This is a genomic window from Bacillus sp. IBL03825, assembly GCF_024712505.1.
Lineage (GTDB): Bacteria > Bacillota > Bacilli > Bacillales > Bacillaceae_G > Bacillus_A > Bacillus_A wiedmannii.
In genome coordinates, this window is the sequence record NZ_JAMXKE010000001.1 from 4,078,908 (window position 1) to 4,095,299 (window position 16,392).

General features: G+C 35.4%; 21 protein-coding genes and 1 riboswitch. Of the genes, 8 read left to right on the top strand and 13 right to left on the bottom strand.

Annotated elements, in window-relative coordinates:
* Nucleotides 1-168: 168 nt before the first annotated feature.
* From NHG49_RS20785 to spoIIM, 5 genes are all read right to left on the bottom strand, one after another.
* On the bottom strand, nt 169-909 hold the full coding sequence (locus tag NHG49_RS20785; RefSeq protein ID WP_081257191.1) for a FixH family protein: 741 nt from the start codon (nt 907-909) through the stop codon (nt 169-171).
* 147 nt (nt 910-1,056) lie between these two features.
* Nucleotides 1,057-1,947, bottom strand: a complete 891-nt coding sequence (gene xerD / locus NHG49_RS20790) for a site-specific tyrosine recombinase XerD (RefSeq protein WP_000390083.1) — start codon at nt 1,945-1,947, stop codon at nt 1,057-1,059.
* Between the two features lie 6 nt (nt 1,948-1,953).
* Entirely contained in the window at nt 1,954-2,184 is a 231-nt protein-coding gene (locus NHG49_RS20795; RefSeq protein ID WP_258126478.1) for a YqzK family protein, read from the bottom strand.
* A 103-nt stretch (nt 2,185-2,287) separates the two neighbouring features.
* Complete coding sequence (gene fur, locus NHG49_RS20800) at nt 2,288-2,743, bottom strand: ferric iron uptake transcriptional regulator (RefSeq protein WP_000392657.1); 456 nt, start codon at nt 2,741-2,743, stop codon at nt 2,288-2,290.
* A 106-nt stretch (nt 2,744-2,849) separates the two neighbouring features.
* Nucleotides 2,850-3,467 carry a stage II sporulation protein M gene (gene spoIIM / locus NHG49_RS20805; protein ID WP_229135799.1) on the bottom strand — a complete coding sequence of 206 codons (618 nt, stop codon included), beginning with the start codon at nt 3,465-3,467 and terminating at the stop codon, nt 2,850-2,852.
* Nucleotides 3,468-3,622: 155 nt separating this feature from the next.
* Between spoIIM and NHG49_RS20810 the strand changes: the two genes are divergently transcribed.
* Nucleotides 3,623-4,174, top strand: a complete 552-nt coding sequence (locus tag NHG49_RS20810; protein ID WP_064474884.1) for a GNAT family N-acetyltransferase — start codon at nt 3,623-3,625, stop codon at nt 4,172-4,174.
* Between the two features lie 24 nt (nt 4,175-4,198).
* Here NHG49_RS20810 and NHG49_RS20815 read toward each other — a convergent pair whose 3' ends face one another.
* Nucleotides 4,199-4,738: an NUDIX domain-containing protein gene (locus tag NHG49_RS20815; protein WP_000067040.1), complete on the bottom strand. Its 540-nt coding sequence runs from the start codon at nt 4,736-4,738 to the stop codon at nt 4,199-4,201.
* Nucleotides 4,739-4,812: 74 nt separating this feature from the next.
* On the opposite strand from NHG49_RS20815, the gene mciZ reads away from it, so the two are divergent.
* Nucleotides 4,813-4,941, top strand: coding sequence for a Z-ring formation inhibitor MciZ (mciZ, locus tag NHG49_RS20820; protein ID WP_000870295.1), 129 nt, complete (start codon nt 4,813-4,815; stop codon nt 4,939-4,941).
* Between the two features lie 53 nt (nt 4,942-4,994).
* The gene (lolS, locus tag NHG49_RS20825; protein ID WP_258126479.1) at nt 4,995-5,909 is read left to right on the top strand and encodes an aldo/keto reductase; all 915 of its coding nucleotides are present in this window, start codon (nt 4,995-4,997) and stop codon (nt 5,907-5,909) included.
* A 29-nt stretch (nt 5,910-5,938) separates the two neighbouring features.
* On the opposite strand, the gene NHG49_RS20830 is transcribed toward lolS, so the two are convergent.
* The 3 genes from NHG49_RS20830 to NHG49_RS20840 form a co-directional block, all read right to left on the bottom strand.
* Nucleotides 5,939-6,766: an aldo/keto reductase gene (locus NHG49_RS20830; RefSeq protein WP_048546278.1), complete on the bottom strand. Its 828-nt coding sequence runs from the start codon at nt 6,764-6,766 to the stop codon at nt 5,939-5,941.
* A gap of 121 nt (nt 6,767-6,887) precedes the next feature.
* Nucleotides 6,888-7,412 carry a GrpB family protein gene (locus NHG49_RS20835; protein WP_064474882.1) on the bottom strand — a complete coding sequence of 175 codons (525 nt, stop codon included), beginning with the start codon at nt 7,410-7,412 and terminating at the stop codon, nt 6,888-6,890.
* Between the two features lie 70 nt (nt 7,413-7,482).
* The gene (locus NHG49_RS20840) at nt 7,483-7,746 is read right to left on the bottom strand and encodes a YqkE family protein (RefSeq protein WP_000727565.1); all 264 of its coding nucleotides are present in this window, start codon (nt 7,744-7,746) and stop codon (nt 7,483-7,485) included.
* A gap of 202 nt (nt 7,747-7,948) precedes the next feature.
* Here NHG49_RS20840 and NHG49_RS20845 point away from each other — a divergent pair, with 202 nt between their 5' ends.
* Entirely contained in the window at nt 7,949-9,517 is a 1,569-nt protein-coding gene (locus NHG49_RS20845) for a bifunctional metallophosphatase/5'-nucleotidase (protein WP_258126480.1), read from the top strand.
* Between the two features lie 126 nt (nt 9,518-9,643).
* Here the strand turns inward: NHG49_RS20845 and NHG49_RS20850 are convergent, their stop codons facing one another.
* Nucleotides 9,644-10,120, bottom strand: coding sequence for a ribbon-helix-helix domain-containing protein (locus NHG49_RS20850; RefSeq protein WP_064474880.1), 477 nt, complete (start codon nt 10,118-10,120; stop codon nt 9,644-9,646).
* A gap of 121 nt (nt 10,121-10,241) precedes the next feature.
* Between NHG49_RS20850 and NHG49_RS20855 the strand changes: the two genes are divergently transcribed.
* Nucleotides 10,242-11,240, top strand: a complete 999-nt coding sequence (locus tag NHG49_RS20855; protein WP_064474879.1) for an alpha/beta fold hydrolase — start codon at nt 10,242-10,244, stop codon at nt 11,238-11,240.
* Nucleotides 11,241-11,371: 131 nt separating this feature from the next.
* The gene (locus NHG49_RS20860) at nt 11,372-12,691 is read left to right on the top strand and encodes a Na+/H+ antiporter family protein (RefSeq protein ID WP_064474878.1); all 1,320 of its coding nucleotides are present in this window, start codon (nt 11,372-11,374) and stop codon (nt 12,689-12,691) included.
* A 23-nt stretch (nt 12,692-12,714) separates the two neighbouring features.
* On the opposite strand, the gene NHG49_RS20865 is transcribed toward NHG49_RS20860, so the two are convergent.
* Together NHG49_RS20865 and NHG49_RS20870 are read right to left on the bottom strand one after the other, a co-directional pair.
* Entirely contained in the window at nt 12,715-13,578 is an 864-nt protein-coding gene (locus NHG49_RS20865) for a LacI family DNA-binding transcriptional regulator (protein ID WP_258126482.1), read from the bottom strand.
* A gap of 99 nt (nt 13,579-13,677) precedes the next feature.
* Nucleotides 13,678-14,160, bottom strand: coding sequence for a GNAT family N-acetyltransferase (locus NHG49_RS20870; RefSeq protein ID WP_064474876.1), 483 nt, complete (start codon nt 14,158-14,160; stop codon nt 13,678-13,680).
* An 81-nt stretch (nt 14,161-14,241) separates the two neighbouring features.
* Between NHG49_RS20870 and NHG49_RS20875 the strand changes: the two genes are divergently transcribed.
* Nucleotides 14,242-15,165: an alpha/beta hydrolase gene (locus NHG49_RS20875; RefSeq protein ID WP_048546291.1), complete on the top strand. Its 924-nt coding sequence runs from the start codon at nt 14,242-14,244 to the stop codon at nt 15,163-15,165.
* A 9-nt stretch (nt 15,166-15,174) separates the two neighbouring features.
* Here the strand turns inward: NHG49_RS20875 and NHG49_RS20880 are convergent, their stop codons facing one another.
* The gene (locus tag NHG49_RS20880) at nt 15,175-15,420 is read right to left on the bottom strand and encodes a DUF2552 family protein (RefSeq protein WP_000360793.1); all 246 of its coding nucleotides are present in this window, start codon (nt 15,418-15,420) and stop codon (nt 15,175-15,177) included.
* Between the two features lie 103 nt (nt 15,421-15,523).
* Between NHG49_RS20880 and NHG49_RS20885 the strand changes: the two genes are divergently transcribed.
* The gene (locus NHG49_RS20885; protein WP_116733335.1) at nt 15,524-15,766 is read left to right on the top strand and encodes a CDGSH iron-sulfur domain-containing protein; all 243 of its coding nucleotides are present in this window, start codon (nt 15,524-15,526) and stop codon (nt 15,764-15,766) included.
* A gap of 189 nt (nt 15,767-15,955) precedes the next feature.
* Nucleotides 15,956-16,099, top strand: a riboswitch (FMN riboswitch).
* Nucleotides 16,100-16,392 lie beyond the last annotated feature (293 nt).

The following is a 16,392-nucleotide window of genomic DNA, read 5'->3' on the forward strand; positions in this document are numbered from 1 at the left end:
TTTTAATACATTTTCGTAGAATTTCTTATTTTATTCACACTTCTATTGTAATCCATTATGCGAAGAAGTGCTAATTATTTTATGATTTATTTCTTCATATAAAGCGAAACTTTAATCTGCCCGCAAATAACGTGATAAAAATAAAAAGCAGCTCTAAAGAGCTGCTTTTTATTTTACTTCTACTGTTTCTTCTTTATGTTCATGTAGTTCGCCTTTTTTAACATGAACTTTCACTTTGTAAGCACCGTTTTCTTTGAAAGTATGTTTCGTTTCATACTCTCCTTTATTTCCTTCTTTTGCTGGAATAAATTCATGTTTTTCAACACCATCTTTCCAAATCTCAAGTTGTACTTCAGCACCAGTTAACGCTTCTTCTTTTTGTTTTAAATGAACTTTCATAGTTGATTCTGCATTTGCTTTTATATCACCAGCCATAAGGTGGATCATCGTATCGCTTTTATGATCGCCATGCCCTGCACCGTGATTACTATTTTCTTTTTTCGCATCTTCTACTTTCGCATTTCCTACAGCCACTTTTACTTCTGGCATAACATGCATTTCACGTGCATTTGTGTGAGCGATAATATGGTATACTCCATCCGTCTCGAACGTTTTCTCTACTGCATAAACACCTTTTCCTTTATGCTTCCCATCTAACATCTCGTGCTTTTCGTCGCCATCTTTCCAAATTTCAAACTTTACATCATCAGCATCTGTTACTTTTTCTTTTCCTTGTGTAACAAGTGCTTGTACTTCTGTTTTTTCACCAGGTTTAATTTCTTTCGGATTTGTTTGAACTGCTACTTTTACAGCTTCTAGTTTCTGTTCTTTTTTTGGTTCTTCTTTGTTTGTATTACAGCCAGCCAATGCTAGCATCGCGATAAATAAAGTCATAATAAGTTTTTTCATCATCATTTCCTCCTTCATACCTTATTTAGTATAGAGGAAATACATTGTAATATTCTAGTCTTCTGCTGAAAACAATGTACGAAATATTTGTGAAGTTTTTGTGAAGTACTATAGCCTTTTGAATCTATGAAAAAAAGAGCATAGTAACTATGCTCTCGGATGAAACTGTTTATATACATCTTTTAATCTAGCTTTTGAAACATGCGTATAAATTTGCGTCGTTGAAATATCTGCATGTCCTAGCATTTCTTGCACAGCACGCAAGTCTGCTCCATTTTCTAATAAATGCGTAGCAAAAGAATGGCGCAACGTATGTGGTGTAAGCTCTTTTTCAATATTTGCTTCTTTCGCCAATCGTTTTAAAATTTTCCAAAATCCTTGTCTTGATAATCGATTCCCATGATGGTTTAAAAAGAGTGCATCTACTACTTTTTTACCCATCAATTCTCTTCTTCCCTTTTCAATATACTTTTGAATCGCTTCCGTCGCTAAACTTCCTAGTGGAATAATTCTTTCTTTATTCCCTTTCCCTATGCAACGAACAAATCCCATCGTTAAATGTACATCTTCTAAATTTAAGGCAATTAATTCCGAAACACGAAGTCCTGTTGCATAAAGTAACTCTAGCATCGCTTTGTCACGAACCCCAAAAGCACTCGTCATTTTTGGCGTCTGAAGTAACGCCTCTACTTCATCGATTGATAGTACTTTCGGTAATTTCCGTTCTCCTTGCGGCGTTTCAATATGTACGGATGGGTCGTGCTCTACCGCTCGTTCACGAAGTAAGAATTGGTGAAACGAACGAATTGATGCAATATGACGTGCTAATGTTTTCGAAGATTTTCCGTTTTCTTTTAAGTGCTGCAGAAAATTAACAATGTGCAAGCGTGTCACTTCATGAAAGCTTTTCGCCTGTTCTACATTTTGCAAATACTTTACATAACTTTTTAAATCACGTTCATAAGATACTACTGTATTTTTCGCTAGCCCTTTTTCGACAACCATATAATGAATAAAATCTTTTAATTGATCTTCCAATCTACACTACTCCCCATTTTCATAGAAAAACATCATTCTATTTACGAAAACATCCTTTGCCGGCTCTTCATTCCCTGATACTTTTTCTACAGTCTCTTCTTTTGGTTTTTCATAACGATGATAGCTTTCATATTCTTCATTTATCCATAGTATAGCGAAATAAAACAAAATCGTACAACTTGTAAATAATAAAAATACTTTTATCCCATCAAAAGTTAATTTTAAAGCTCGGCGCATTGTAAATTCCTCCAAAATATAAGTTATTACAACATATGCCAAGCTTTCACCAATTTATACCTTATTCAAATAAAAAACCTCTTCCTAGATAAATAGGAAAAGGTTATTTTTCATCCGTTTCATTTTCTTGACAATTTTTACAAATCCCATGGAATGTTAAACGATGATCTTTCACCTTAAAGCTCCAGTCACGTTCTACTTTCCTTTCCACTTCACCAAGTAAATCTTCTTGTATTTCTTGTACAGCACCACATTGTGTACAAATCAAATGATGGTGAAAACGCTGCGCACCTTCTTGGCGTAAGTCATAGCGTGAAACACCGTCTCCGAAGTTAATCTTATCGACAACTTTTAACTCAGATAATAGTTCTAAAGTTCGATAGACGGTTGCTAATCCGATCTCTGGCGACTTTTCTTTTACAAGGAGGTAAACATCTTCTGCGCTTAAATGATCTTCTTCATTTTCTAGCAGCACACGAACTGTTGCTTCACGTTGCGGTGTTAATTTGTAGCTCGCTGCATGTAATTGCTTCTTAATTCGTTCAATTCTCTCTTCCATTCGGTACTACTCCCTCCTCGCCACTCTTACACCATTATATCAGAAGAAGGGCTTCTGTCAAAAGAAAAACAATAAAAACAAATTGATAATTATTCTCAAAAAGTATTTATTGTTTATTAATAGCCTCAACGACTTCTTTCATTAAAACTGGTGATGCATAAGCTTCTACACTAGAAGCAAGAGCTAACACCGCTCCAATTACAAGAAAGAAGCATGTATAACGAATTAATAATGGTAATAATGGCTCGGTTATTTTCCTGATAAATTGATGCCTAATCATGCGTAAGGAAAAGCTTGCGGCAATTGTTGTCATAACGAGAAATACTGGGATAATAATGAGGTTTTGTGGCAATACAGAAACGAATGCTAATAATAATCCATTCCATCCATGCTGACTGACTAAAAAACCTACTGTAAATCCGACAACTACTCCTTTTACAAATAATAAAATAAAAATAAGTGGCACTCCAATAATTGAAATCCCCAAAATCCAAATAAATCCAATGTATTTTAATTGCGAAAAGTAACTTTCTCGAAACATTTCGCTCGCAATAGCAAATTCTCCTTTAGAAACTTGTCCAAAAAAACGTTGTAAGTAAAATGATAAATCTTGTTTTTGATTTAATTGTAAACTATTCACAAGAATGGCCCCAAATATTACTCCCATCAATAATAAAACAGCGTTAAATATATATAATGAAGAGTTTTCCTGTATGTGAGACATTACACGGTCTTGCCAAGTTTTTCTCCACATTTTTCTTCCCTCCGTTCACACTCTTACTAAAAATGTATGAAAGAAAGAAAAAAGTATGACGAATTAACATTGAAATTCCGCTCTACTTTGCTAAACTAAAAAGTAGAGAATAGGAGGGATTTCTCTTGAAACCATTATTATTAGATTTTCCAACATTATTTCAAACTGAACGCTTACAAGTTCGTAAGCCATTTCCAGGTGATGGTGCAGAAGTGTATGAAGCAATCCAAGCTTCTCTAGAAGACTTAGTACCGTGGATGCCAATTAACGCTGAAACAGAAGAAAGTGCTGAAGAAATCGTTCGTAACGCTCACGGGCAGTTTTTACTTCGTGAAACACTTGATTTTCACTTATACGATAAAGTATCTGGTACATTCATCGGAGCTATAACGCTCAAGCCTGAAAACTGGGATATTCCAAAGTTTTCACTTCACTTCTGGCTGCATAGCGCTTATACAAAACAAGGCTATATGACTGAAGCCATTAAAGGTGCCATTCAATTTGCCTTTGATAAGCTAAGTGCTAGAAGAATTGAAATTCGTACTGATGCAACAAATACAAATGCATGTAACCTAGCAGAACGTTTAGAATTTATTCTAGAAGGTACAATGGAAAATGATTTCATAGCACCAGATGGTAGCTTACGTGATGCACGCGTATACGCAAAAATCAATTAAAAAACACTCGCCTTTGGCGAGTGTTTATTTTTGTAGTTGTAAATATTGTACTGCAAACATCGTCTTCGCATCATGAATACGAAGATCTTTCATAAGAATAATCGCTTCTTCTAACGATACTTCCATCAATTCCACAAATTCATCTTCATCTAACTCGGCTTTATTTTCTTTTTTCGTCAAACCTGTCGCTTTATATACATATAAAATTTCATCTGCAAATCCTGGAGATGTATAGAAAGAAGTAATAAGCTCCATATTTTCACATACATATCCTGTTTCCTCTTCTAATTCACGAACTGCTGTCACCTCAGGTTTTTCACCAGGTTCTAACTTGCCGGCCGGAATTTCTATAATCGCCTTTTCAAGCGCTTTACGATACTGCTCAACAAGCACGATTTTCCCCTCATCAGTAATAGCAATAATAGCAACTGCACCAGGGTGATTTACAATTTCACGTTTACTCATTGCTCCATTTGGTAATACTACATCATCAACACGAACTTTTATAACTCTACCATCAAAAATCGGCTCAGTTTTTACTGTTCTCTCTGCAAGATTACTCATACTACTTCATCTCCCTGTTCTATTTCCTATTCTTTCCTCATACATTTTACCACATTGAAAGGAGCGTGATAGAAATGAAAGTTTATATTTTACCAAATCGCGTCACTTTAGTCGGAAAAGCATGGCAAATTCGCCATAAGCTAAAACAATATGGCAAAGAGTATACAACTGTACAAGAGTGGATTACAGCAAATAAAAAGTAAACGTTTGTCAACCTCTTTTTCCTTTCGTACAATAAAGGTAAGGAGGTTGACCTATGAAAAAACGTCAATTAGGAAACTCAGATTTGTTTGTTACACAAATGGGCCTTGGCTGCATGTCTCTCGGTACATCTGAAACAGAAGCTATGCGTATTATCGATGAAGCAATCGATTTAGGAATCAATTTTTTTGATACAGCGGATTTATATGATTATGGATTAAACGAAGAATTTGTTGGAAAAGCCTTAAAAGGGAAACGAGACCAAATTGTTCTTACAACAAAAGTTGGAAATCGTTGGACAGAAGAAAAAAACGGGTGGTCTTGGGATCCTTCTAAAAATTACATAAAGGCTGAAGTGAAAGAAAGTTTACGTAGACTTCAAACTGATTATATTGACCTTTATCAACTTCACGGCGGGACGATTGAAGATCCAATAGATGAAACAATTGAAGCCTTTGAAGAATTAAAAAAAGAAGGTATTATTCGCCATTACGGTATTTCTTCTATACGTCCAAATGTTATCCGTGAATATGCTAAACGTTCAAATATCGTTAGTGTGCTAATGGAATATAGCCTTTTAAATCGTCGCCCTGAAGAATGGTTCCCACTTCTAAGTGAACAGCAAATTAGCATTATTGCTCGTGGGCCACTTGCAAAAGGAATTTTAACTGACAATAATGCAAGAAAGATAGAAAGAGTAAAAGAAAAAAATTACCTTTCTTATTCTTACGATGAATTATATGCGACACTCGCGAATGTAAAAGAAATAATCGGAGAAAGCTCTTTAACAGGAACAGCTATTCAATATTGCTTACATAACGAAACTGTTGCAGCTGTTATACCTGGTGCAAGCTCTATTCAACAATTGCAAGAAAATGTACAGGCTAGTAAACAAAAAAAGTTAACAACAGCAGAATATATACAACTTCAGCAAATTGCTAAATGTGATACTTACGCTTTACATCGTTAAAAAGACGCTACCATACCGGTAGCGTCTTTTTATAGCGTATCATATTTATCAGGATTCGTTCCTACATGTAAATTACGATTTAACGTATTAATTTGAGTCATCTCTTCTTCTGTTAGTGAAAAATCAAAGATAGAAAAATTCTCTTTAATACGTGATGGTGTAACAGATTTAGGAATCGTCACTACCCCGCTTTGAATATCCCATCTTAATATAACTTGCGCAGGTGTTTTTTCATATTTCGTAGCAATGGCCTGAATAATCGGGTTCTCGAATACTTCCCCGCCTCTCATTAATGGGCTCCATGCTTCCATTTGAATTTGCTCACCTTGACAGAAATTACGCAATTCAAATTGCGCTAACATCGGATGAAGTTCCACTTGGTTGACCATCGGCTTCACTTTACAATTTGGTAATAACAGTTCTAAATGATGTTTATGAAAATTTGAAACACCAATCGCGCGCACTTTACCTTCTTCATACAGTTTCTCTAACGCTCGGTAAGTATCGACATACTTTCCTCTTATTGGCCAATGTATTAAATATAAATCTACATAGTCCATTTGTAATTTCTTTAAGCTTTTTTCAAACGCCTCAAGTGTTTCCTCGTATCCTTGATCGTCGTTCCAAACTTTTGTTGTAATAAATATGTCTTCTCTCGGAATCCCTGATTCACGAACCGCTTCTCCGACACCGCTTTCATTTTCATATACAGTTGCTGTATCAATCGAACGGTATCCAACTTCTAACGCTGTTTTTACTGCTTGTTTTACTTCGTCGCCTTCTTTCGCTTTATAAACGCCTAGACCAATCATCGGCATTTTTACGCCATTATGAAGTGTAGTTGTTGGAATGTGCACAGTCGTCTCCCTTTCATTCTTACATTTTTTATAAGCCGCCACTTTATTTCAACAAGATTCAACCAAAAAGTCAAAACATATGTACAGTTTACATAATAATTTTATACATTAAAACGCGAAATCAATTATTCATATTTCCTTCTCTCCATTCTTTCGCTTTTTCATCAACACTACGTACAAACTCATTTTTTCCTTCCGTATATAACGTGCCATCATATGTATATTTTTCGGCTAATTCTTTCTTTAAGGTTGCATATGCCTCTGCTTCTTCACAATGAGCCATCATATAATCACGAAACGCTAAATGCCTTACTATTTCAGGATTTCCTTTTTCAAAAACATGTAAGTGATACGAGCGTTTTTCCTCCGTTCCATGAATAAAATAACGACGTCTTGAAATACCATTTTCCCCTTTTACGATGTAACCAAGCTCTTCAAAACGTTCATTCCAATCATCTACTCTGTCGATACTCTCTACTTCCATAATCATATCTATAATTGGTTTAGCTGCCAGTCCTGGCACTGATGTACTTCCAATATGATGGACTTTCACCATTTCTGGCATCGCCGATTTTAATCGTTCGGCCTCTATTTGAAATTTTTCGTTCCAATGATTTTCATGCGGAACGACTACAATTTTTCTCATTTTACACTCCCCTTTTCTTACAAGCTCGTCAAAAAAATGATCAGCGGTATGCACTGATCATTTTTTTATATTATTTAAAGTCTTTCCAAGTAAGGCTACTTTCACTTAACAGTTCTTCAAATGATTTATTCTTTTCTCGTTCTTTTTGTTCTTGGCGCTTTCTTTCCAGTTCAGCTGCCTCTTTTTTCTCTTCTCTCACTTGCAATTCTTTCTTCTTATTCTTTAATTGCTGCATGAGTGAATCATTTAATTGATCGCCTAATGTAAGCGACTCTTTCTCTGGTCTATTCACTTGCGATTGTCTTTGCATTTGTCTTTGTTTCTTTTTCTTCATGCTACTCACCTTTTACTTTTTTCTCCATTATAGTAGATACACAATGATCTCGACAATAAAAAAGGTTCTTTACTCTATTATTCACCTTTTGTAAATATGTTAATTTTTCGAAAAAACTAAATTTTTATATAGATATAATCCTATGAATCTATTAAAATTATGTCGTATGATGTCAGATTATAAAAAAAAGGAGAAATGAATTATGTGGAAAAAAATCATTCCTGCTGTTGCCGTTTTAAGCACCATAACTTTTTCAAGCGTATTTGCCGCTCCCCCATCCCAGATTCCAGCTGAACAAAACCGCTACGTAGACGTACAAATGCTTGGTATTAATGATTTCCATGGACAACTAGATACTGTTAAAAAAATTAATAACAAAGAAGCTGGTGGCGCTGATTACTTAGCTACTTATTTAAAAGAACGTAAAAAGCAAAACCCTAATACACTTCTCGTACATGCTGGCGATATTGTCGGAGCTAGTCCACCAGTTTCAGCGTTGTTACAAGATGAACCAACGATTGAATTTTTAAATGACTTAAAATTCGACGTTGGTACAATCGGAAACCATGAATTTGATGAAGGTATCGATGAAATGAAACGCCTCATTTACGGTGGATATCACGAGAAAACAGGGAATTTCAAAGGTGCTAACTTCTATAACAAATCAACTGGTCGCTTATTTTTACCACCATTTACTGTAAAAATGGTAGATGGTGTTCCTGTAGGATTCATTGGCGTTGTTACAACTGATACGCCAAATGTCGTGATGCCTACTATGCTTAAAAATGTACAGATCACTGACGAAGTAGAAGCAATTAATAAATCAGCGCAACAATTAAAGCGTCTCGGTGTTAAATCCATCGTCGTCCTTGCCCATGTCGGCGGAACAACTGATGAGTCTGGCGTGACAAATGGAGACCTTACTCGAATTGCAAATGAAACAGACTCGGAAGTTGATGTTATTTTCGGTGGACATAGTCACACGTATGTAAATGGTACTGTAAATAATAAACTAATCGTCCAAGCGAACTCTTATGGAACAGCTTTCTCAGACGTAGATGTAACAATTGATCGTAAGACAAAAGATATTGTAAAGAAAAAAGCTGAAGTGATTACAACATATCATGAAGGTGTGGAACCTGATAAACAAGTAAAACAAAAAATAGATCAATATAAAGAAAAAATCGCACCACTTGTAAATGAAGTTGTAGGAAAATCTACAGCACCTATCGACCGTAAACAAAATGATGCTGGTGAATCTACTCTTGGGAATGTAATTGCCGACGCACAGCGTCAAACGATGCAAGCTCAAATCGCACTTATGAATCCTGGTGGCATTCGTAATGACTTAGATGCTGGCGATATTACTTGGGGCGAATTATATGGCATTCAGCCTTTTGGAAACCAATTGATTAAAGTAGATTTAACAGGTCAAGATATTCGCGACATTTTAAATCAACAATGGCAAAAAGGAACAACAAGAATGCTTCAAATTTCAGGTATTCAATATACGTGGGATGCAAATAAACCAAGCGGTGAAAAGGTTACGAATATACGCTTAACAAATGGCGAAGAGTTATCTCCATCTAAAACGTATAGCGTAGTTGCGAATGCTTTCTTAGCTTCTGGCGGTGACGGATTCGTATCATTTAAAAATGGAAAGAATTCAGAAACTGGTCCAAACGACTTTGAAGCGCTAGTCGATTATGTAAAACAATTAAAAGAACCAATTCAGCCAGTTATTGATGGAAGAATTCAAAAGGTAAATTAAGTATTTCCCTAATATGCGATCCAGATTTTTATTGTAAAGGATACGCACTTATACTTACTTAATCCACAATATTAGTAAAACCTAAAAAGGATACTCGTTCTTACAATGAACATAGTATCCTTTTCTTTAGTTATCAAAATGTGATGTTTTGTTAAAATCATATTGTTGTAAAAATTGTTGTAACGCCTCTTCTACAAGTTTAGATTTTTGAATTCCTTTCAATTCTGATATAACGTCTAGTTTTGCTAATATGTCTTTATTAATAGAAAAGGTACGTTTCTTTTTTTCTGTACTTATACTCATAATGGGCACAATTACTTCTTCTCTCTTTCTTAATAACTCATAAATACTTTGTAATTGCTCATAAATTAATAATTGATAATCCGTTGTCGCATATTGAAGGGCTGTCGCTTCTTGGAGTTGTAAGTGACGCGGTTCTTCTCCATCTCCTACAAAAATACGTTTCTTCTGTTCTCCATCATATTCGTATCCAATTAATCTTAATTTCTTTGATAATGTATATGGGCTTATTTCAAGACGTTTTGCTATAATAGCGATGGATTCACGTCTATTTAAGCAATCTATAATTTCTCCAATCGTCACAATTTCCCTCCTCCCGTATTGAAATGACACTAGTATGGTATGTTACAATGATTTTCTAACAGTATATGCAAAACGAATAGCCTGTGCGATTCATACGATTTCAGAAAAGGAGGTTTTCCATATGCTTTTTCGTAGCTATACCCCACAGTTTTATAATGAAAATAAACAACTCATTCCTAATAGTATTGCTACGATGGAAAGCGTTATGATTCATAATCGAAAACAAACTCTCCTTATTCGCGGGCAAAACATAGAGCAGCCAATTTTATTATGCTTTCATGGCGGACCTGGCATGGCACAAATTGGATTTATTCGTCATTTTCAAAAAGAATTGGAGAAACACTTCATCGTTATTAATTGGGATCAGCGCGGGGCAGGTAAATCCTTTTCAATGAAAGATTTCGGAACAAATTTTACAATCGAACAATTCGTTTCCGATGCAAAAGAAGTGATTCAATATGTACTTAAAAAGTTCAATAAACAGAAACTATTTCTCGCTGGTCATTCTTGGGGAAGCATTATTGGGCTTAACATAGCACATCAATATCCACAGTATATCGAGGCTTACATCGGTATTGGGCAGATTGTACATATGAAACAAAACGAAGAATTGCTATATCAGCATTTAATTCGTTCTGCAAAAAAACATGATCATAAAAAAGCATTAGCGTCCCTTTTAAAATTAGGCAAACCACCATTTTTAGATACGAGACGCCTTATTATTCAAAGAAAGTGGCTTGGCACATTCGGCGGAGCAATCCAAAACGGATCTTCCTTTTCTTTCATACGAAAAGGCTTCTTTTCTCCTGAATATACGCTATTAGATTGGTTCAAGTTTCTCGCAGGAAATTTAAAATCTGGCGTTTTATGGGAAGAAATGTTGACAATCGATTTCTTTTCTTCTATTTCAAGCTTATCTATTCCGGTTTATTTTTGTTCTGGTCGCTATGATTATCAAACTCCTTATGCTCTCGTTCAGGAATATTGTGATGTAATAGAAGCCCCCATAAAAAAAATGATTTGGTTCCCAAATTCAGCACATTCTCCTGATTTAGAAGAACCAGAATTATTCGCCAATTCTTTACAATCAATTAAACAAGAGCTAGCTTTTCAGCATTAGTAACAAAAGGCTCTTTTACATTTCATAGAAAACAATTTATAATAATATGTCGCAACTATGTATAAATATAGCAAAGTGCTTCATATTTACTTGCCTTAGCACAATAAAATTTTAGGGAGATTACATTTATTATGAATGCTGTACTCGTCGCAGTAGCAGTTATGCTATTGCTTAGTTTGTTTCGCGTCCAGGTCATTGTCGCCATCATTGTTGGAGCTTTAACAGGCGGAATTATCGGTGGACTCGGTATTTCAGAAACTATTAACACTTTTACAACTGGCCTTGGAAACAGTGCTCCAATCGCTTTAAGTTATGCAATGCTTGGCGGTTTCGCTATTTCCCTTTCCAAAACAGGACTTCCAGATGCCATGATTCAAACTGCACTAAAATGGATTGGCAATGAACAAGACACGAAAAAACAAGTTTATTCTAAAATACTTATTTTATTCATCATTTTAACGATGGCTTGTTTCTCACAAAATGTGATTCCTGTTCATATCGCTTTCATCCCCATCTTAATTCCAGCACTTTTAAAAGTATTAAATGAGCTGAAAGTGGATCGCAGACTTGTTACATGTATTATTACATTCGGATTGATTACTCCTTATATGTGGATTCCAGCAGGGTTCGGAAAAATTTATCATGACGTATTGCAAACAAATGCTGCGCAAAGTGGTCTTACATTTGATGTCGCACTTATTCCAAAAGCAATGACTATTCCAGCAATCGGTATGATTATTGGATTATGTGTAGCGGTATTCATTACGTACCGGAAACCTCGTACGTATGAAACAGAACAAGTTCATACTACCGCAAATGAAATCGTTCCCTATACAAAACGTAGCATTACTTTCGGATTGTTATCTATCATAGCCACATTAACCGTTCAATTAGCAACAGAATCAATGATTTTCGGTGCTTTAGCGGGGATTATCGTCTTATCAGTAAGTGGTAGTCTACCTCTTAAAGAAGCTGATGCTATATTAACAAGCGGAATGCGCATGATGTCCTTTATCGGTTTTGTTATGATCGCTGCCGCTGGATTTGGTGCTGTTCTTCGAAAAACAGGACATGTTGAATCTCTTGTGCAAACGAGTGCACATATAATTGGAAATAACAAACCACTCGCTGCATTTCTTATGCTTGTGATTGGACTTCTCGTTACGATGGGAATTGGTTCATCCTTTTCAACCATCCCTATTTTAACAACAATTTTTGTGCCTCTTTGCATGCAGCTTGGATTTAGTCCAATGGCCACAATTGCAATTATCGGTACAGCTGGAGCGCTAGGCGATGCGGGATCTCCAGCATCAGATAGTACACTTGGGCCAACATCCGGTTTAAATGCTGATGGTCAACACCATCATATATGGGATACATGTGTACCAACTTTTCTGCATTATAATATACCGTTACTTATATTCGGCTTTATTGCCGCAATTACATTATAAAAGGTGCGTTTTATACGCACCTTTTACTTTTTTATTTTTTCTTTTAATTGTTGTAAAGCTATTTTCCCATTTTCTTCGGCGCAACTTTCAATTTTCAGGAGTGACGGGCCTATCCATTCACTGTCTATGCTCCCGTTCGGTCCAATGATTTTCAACTTATCCGGTATACGGATATTTAAATTTTTCGCTGCTTGAATTAACTCAAAAGTAACCTTTTCACTTGAAGTTACAATTCCATCTATATACGGGTGAGTTTGCAAGAATGTAATAAATTGTTTATTCGTATACCCTTGTACACATACTTCTCGATAAGAGATCCCTTCCTCCCAAACAGCGTCTAAAAATCCTGATATGTGCTCTTCCATTTCTTCACTATCTTCTCCCTCATCGAAATAAGCAAGAAATTGACAGCCTTTTTCTTTTAATAAAGAAACCGTTCTTTGTCCCTTTTCATAATAATTTGCATGGGATTTTTTTTCATCAATCACAACAAACGGAAGTGGAATTTCTCCTATACTTTTAAAAACGGATTTTGTTAAAATAACACCTGCAACGTTATTTTCCTTCAACATATGTATGTATCTATCTTTATTCTCTATATTACAAACAATGATTTGATATCCTTCTTTATATGCTATTTCCTCAATACAATGTAGCAAAGTGATGTTTGATGGGTCATATAGATTATCTACAAGTAATGCAATTATCGTTGAATTCTCTTTAAATAATGGCTTTGCTGCACTATTTGGCCTATAACGTAATTTCTCAATTGCTTCCTTTACTTGTTTTACTGTGTCCTCATGAACGTATCCTTTTTCATTAATAACTCGTGAAACGGTTGCGACTGAAACACCTGCCAATTTTGCAACATCACGTATAGTTGCCACATCGTCACCCCTTAATATGGTAATAGATTACAATTTTACGGTAACCTAAATTACAATATTCGTCAAGGTTACTAACTTATATTTCTGAAAATTGTTACATCAATTTATTAAACGATACTCCAACTGTATTTCATGTAAAATTGGGATGTTATCATATCCGATACGCGGAATTTCTTTCTTTATTTTTCGTGCCTCTTCCACTGCATTCACATATAAATTAGTCATCACAAAATTACGTTTTTGGTAAAAACGTAACGCATTCATATTATCATTTGTTGTTATGAGCCAAACCCGCCCGCACCGTTCTTCTTCTGCAACTTGTAATACACAATCTACAAGTTTCGTCCCTATTCCTTTTCTTTCTTCAAAGCTATCTAACGATACAATTTCACACATATTTCCGGTCACTTCATACGTTATAATTCCGATTATTCTGTCATCCGAGAGCGCAACAAATCCTGGCAACCCTTCTAACTGGTGCCCCTTACCACGTGAAACCATCAATGAACTCCCCCAGTTCTCACACATGAACATTCGGATTGTTTCTTTCATCGCTGGCGTAATTTTTTGTATATACACCATTTCCTATTTCTCCCCTTTTCTATCATTGTGATACAATGTAAGTGTATCACATGTAACGGTATTTGGAGGATGAGGTAAAGTATGAAACGTTTTTTTGCAGCATTGTTTACTATACTAGGTGCGATAACTGCCCTTGGGATTTTCTTTACAAATAAAGTGATGTACTTAAAGAAAAAAACAGAGGAAGAAGTACTCGAAAGAGAAACGAAAAAACATTTTCGTATAGAGGATTTTGATGCTCTTCATAAAGAAGAAATTCATATTCCTTCGCAATTCGGATATGATCTTCACGGCTATTACATTCCTGCTGGTCATTCCAATAAGTTTATGATTTTTTGTCACGGCGTAACTGTAAATAAAATGAACTCTGTAAAATATGCAAGGTTATTTTTAAACAGAGGGTATAATGTCGTTATTTATGATCATCGTCGTCATGGTAAAACTGGCGGAAAAACAACAAGCTATGGATACTATGAAAAACATGATTTAAAATCTGTAGTTGACTGGCTAAAAAGTCGATTTGGAACAAATATAACACTCGGTATTCATGGTGAATCTATGGGAGCTGCAACACTTCTTCAATACGCAGGACTTGTAGAAGATGGTGCTGATTTCTATATTGCAGATTGTCCTTTTTCTGATTTCTACGGACAATTACAACACCGTTTAAAGGTTGAATTCCATTTACCTAAATGGCCTTTATTACCTTTAGCAAATGCTTTTTTAAAAGTGCGTGACGGTTATACGATTCGCGAAGTTTCACCAATCGATTGTATAAAAAATATTAACAATCCCGTCCTCTTTATTCATAGTAAAGATGATGATTATATTTTAGCTGATATGACGAAAGCACTATATGAAGCAAAAGAAAACAATAAACAACTTTATATTGCAGAACGCGGTGCACACGCTTGCTCTTATAACGAAAATAAAGAAGAGTATGAAGCAGCCGTTGATCAATTTTTAAACTCATATGTAAAAGAAACAAAAAACAGGCTTGCATAAGCCTGTTTTTTATTGCGCTAAAACGTCTGTAACTTGTTCCATGTTTTCAGAAATCCATTGCATTGCATCGTCTAACGTTGGAAATTCTGTCGTTTGAAATGTTACTTCATCTTGAAGTAACCAAACATCCTTTGCCTCTTGCCCTACACCTGCAATGGACCAATGTAACAAACTATATGGATGATTATCATTCAAAAATGATGCCCACGTGCGCTCATTTGCAATGTTTCGTAATGTATGTAATTGTTTATCCATCTTTCGTCACCTTACTCTAGTCAGTTATAAAAAATATTATAACACTCTCTCCTCTCCCAAAGAAAGTGCTCATTTGATATTGTCAAGTACTTCTCTTGATTATATGATGAAATTAAGCGTTTGGGAAGGAGGGATAGCGTTGGCGAAAGTACAAATTAAAGTAAATGATAATGGCTCTTTTCGCGTTACAGGGGACGTGGAATTAGTCGATTCACAAGGGAATGTATTCCCAGCAAAACCGGCATTTTCTTTATGCCGTTGTGGTTTATCAAAAAATATGCCTTATTGCGATGCTTCGCATAAAGGGAAATTCGAATCTGTTGTTAGAGCACCAGAGACAGAATAATTTCACATGTGACATGCACATTTTTTTGTGCATGTTTTTTCTTTTTAGCAACTCCGCTATATCCCTTCCCCTTACAACATTTCTCATACTTTTTTCTCCATTCCAGCCTACATATATTTTCACACAATTCTTCACATTCGAATATTTTTTCTAGCCTTTTATTTTTTTTGTGCTATAATTTGAGCAAACAACATCCTTCGGGGTCGGGTGAAATTCCCAACCGGCGGTGATGAAGTGCGAACTTCTAAGTCCGTGACCCGTTTTCAACTCGAAAACGGTGGATCTAGTGAAACTCTAGGGCCGACAGTATAGTCTGGATGGGAGAAGGATATGTTTTCTAGTAATTTTATATAGCGAATACACTTTTATTTCAGTATGCATATTTTTGAAGTTTCGTTTTGAATCTTATATATGTTTTATTTTGTATACTTATGTTTCTATACTGAAATAAAAAGATACGACTAGCGTTTGAAAAATTCGATATTTTGCTAGGTTTTTTCCTTATGCAAAAATATCAATCATCGTTAGGTTTCTTCCCTGTACTTTCGTATTCGAACTATATTTCTAGAAATCACGTCTCCCAAACCCCAAGGATATAAAATCCTTGGGGTTTTTTGATTTTTTCA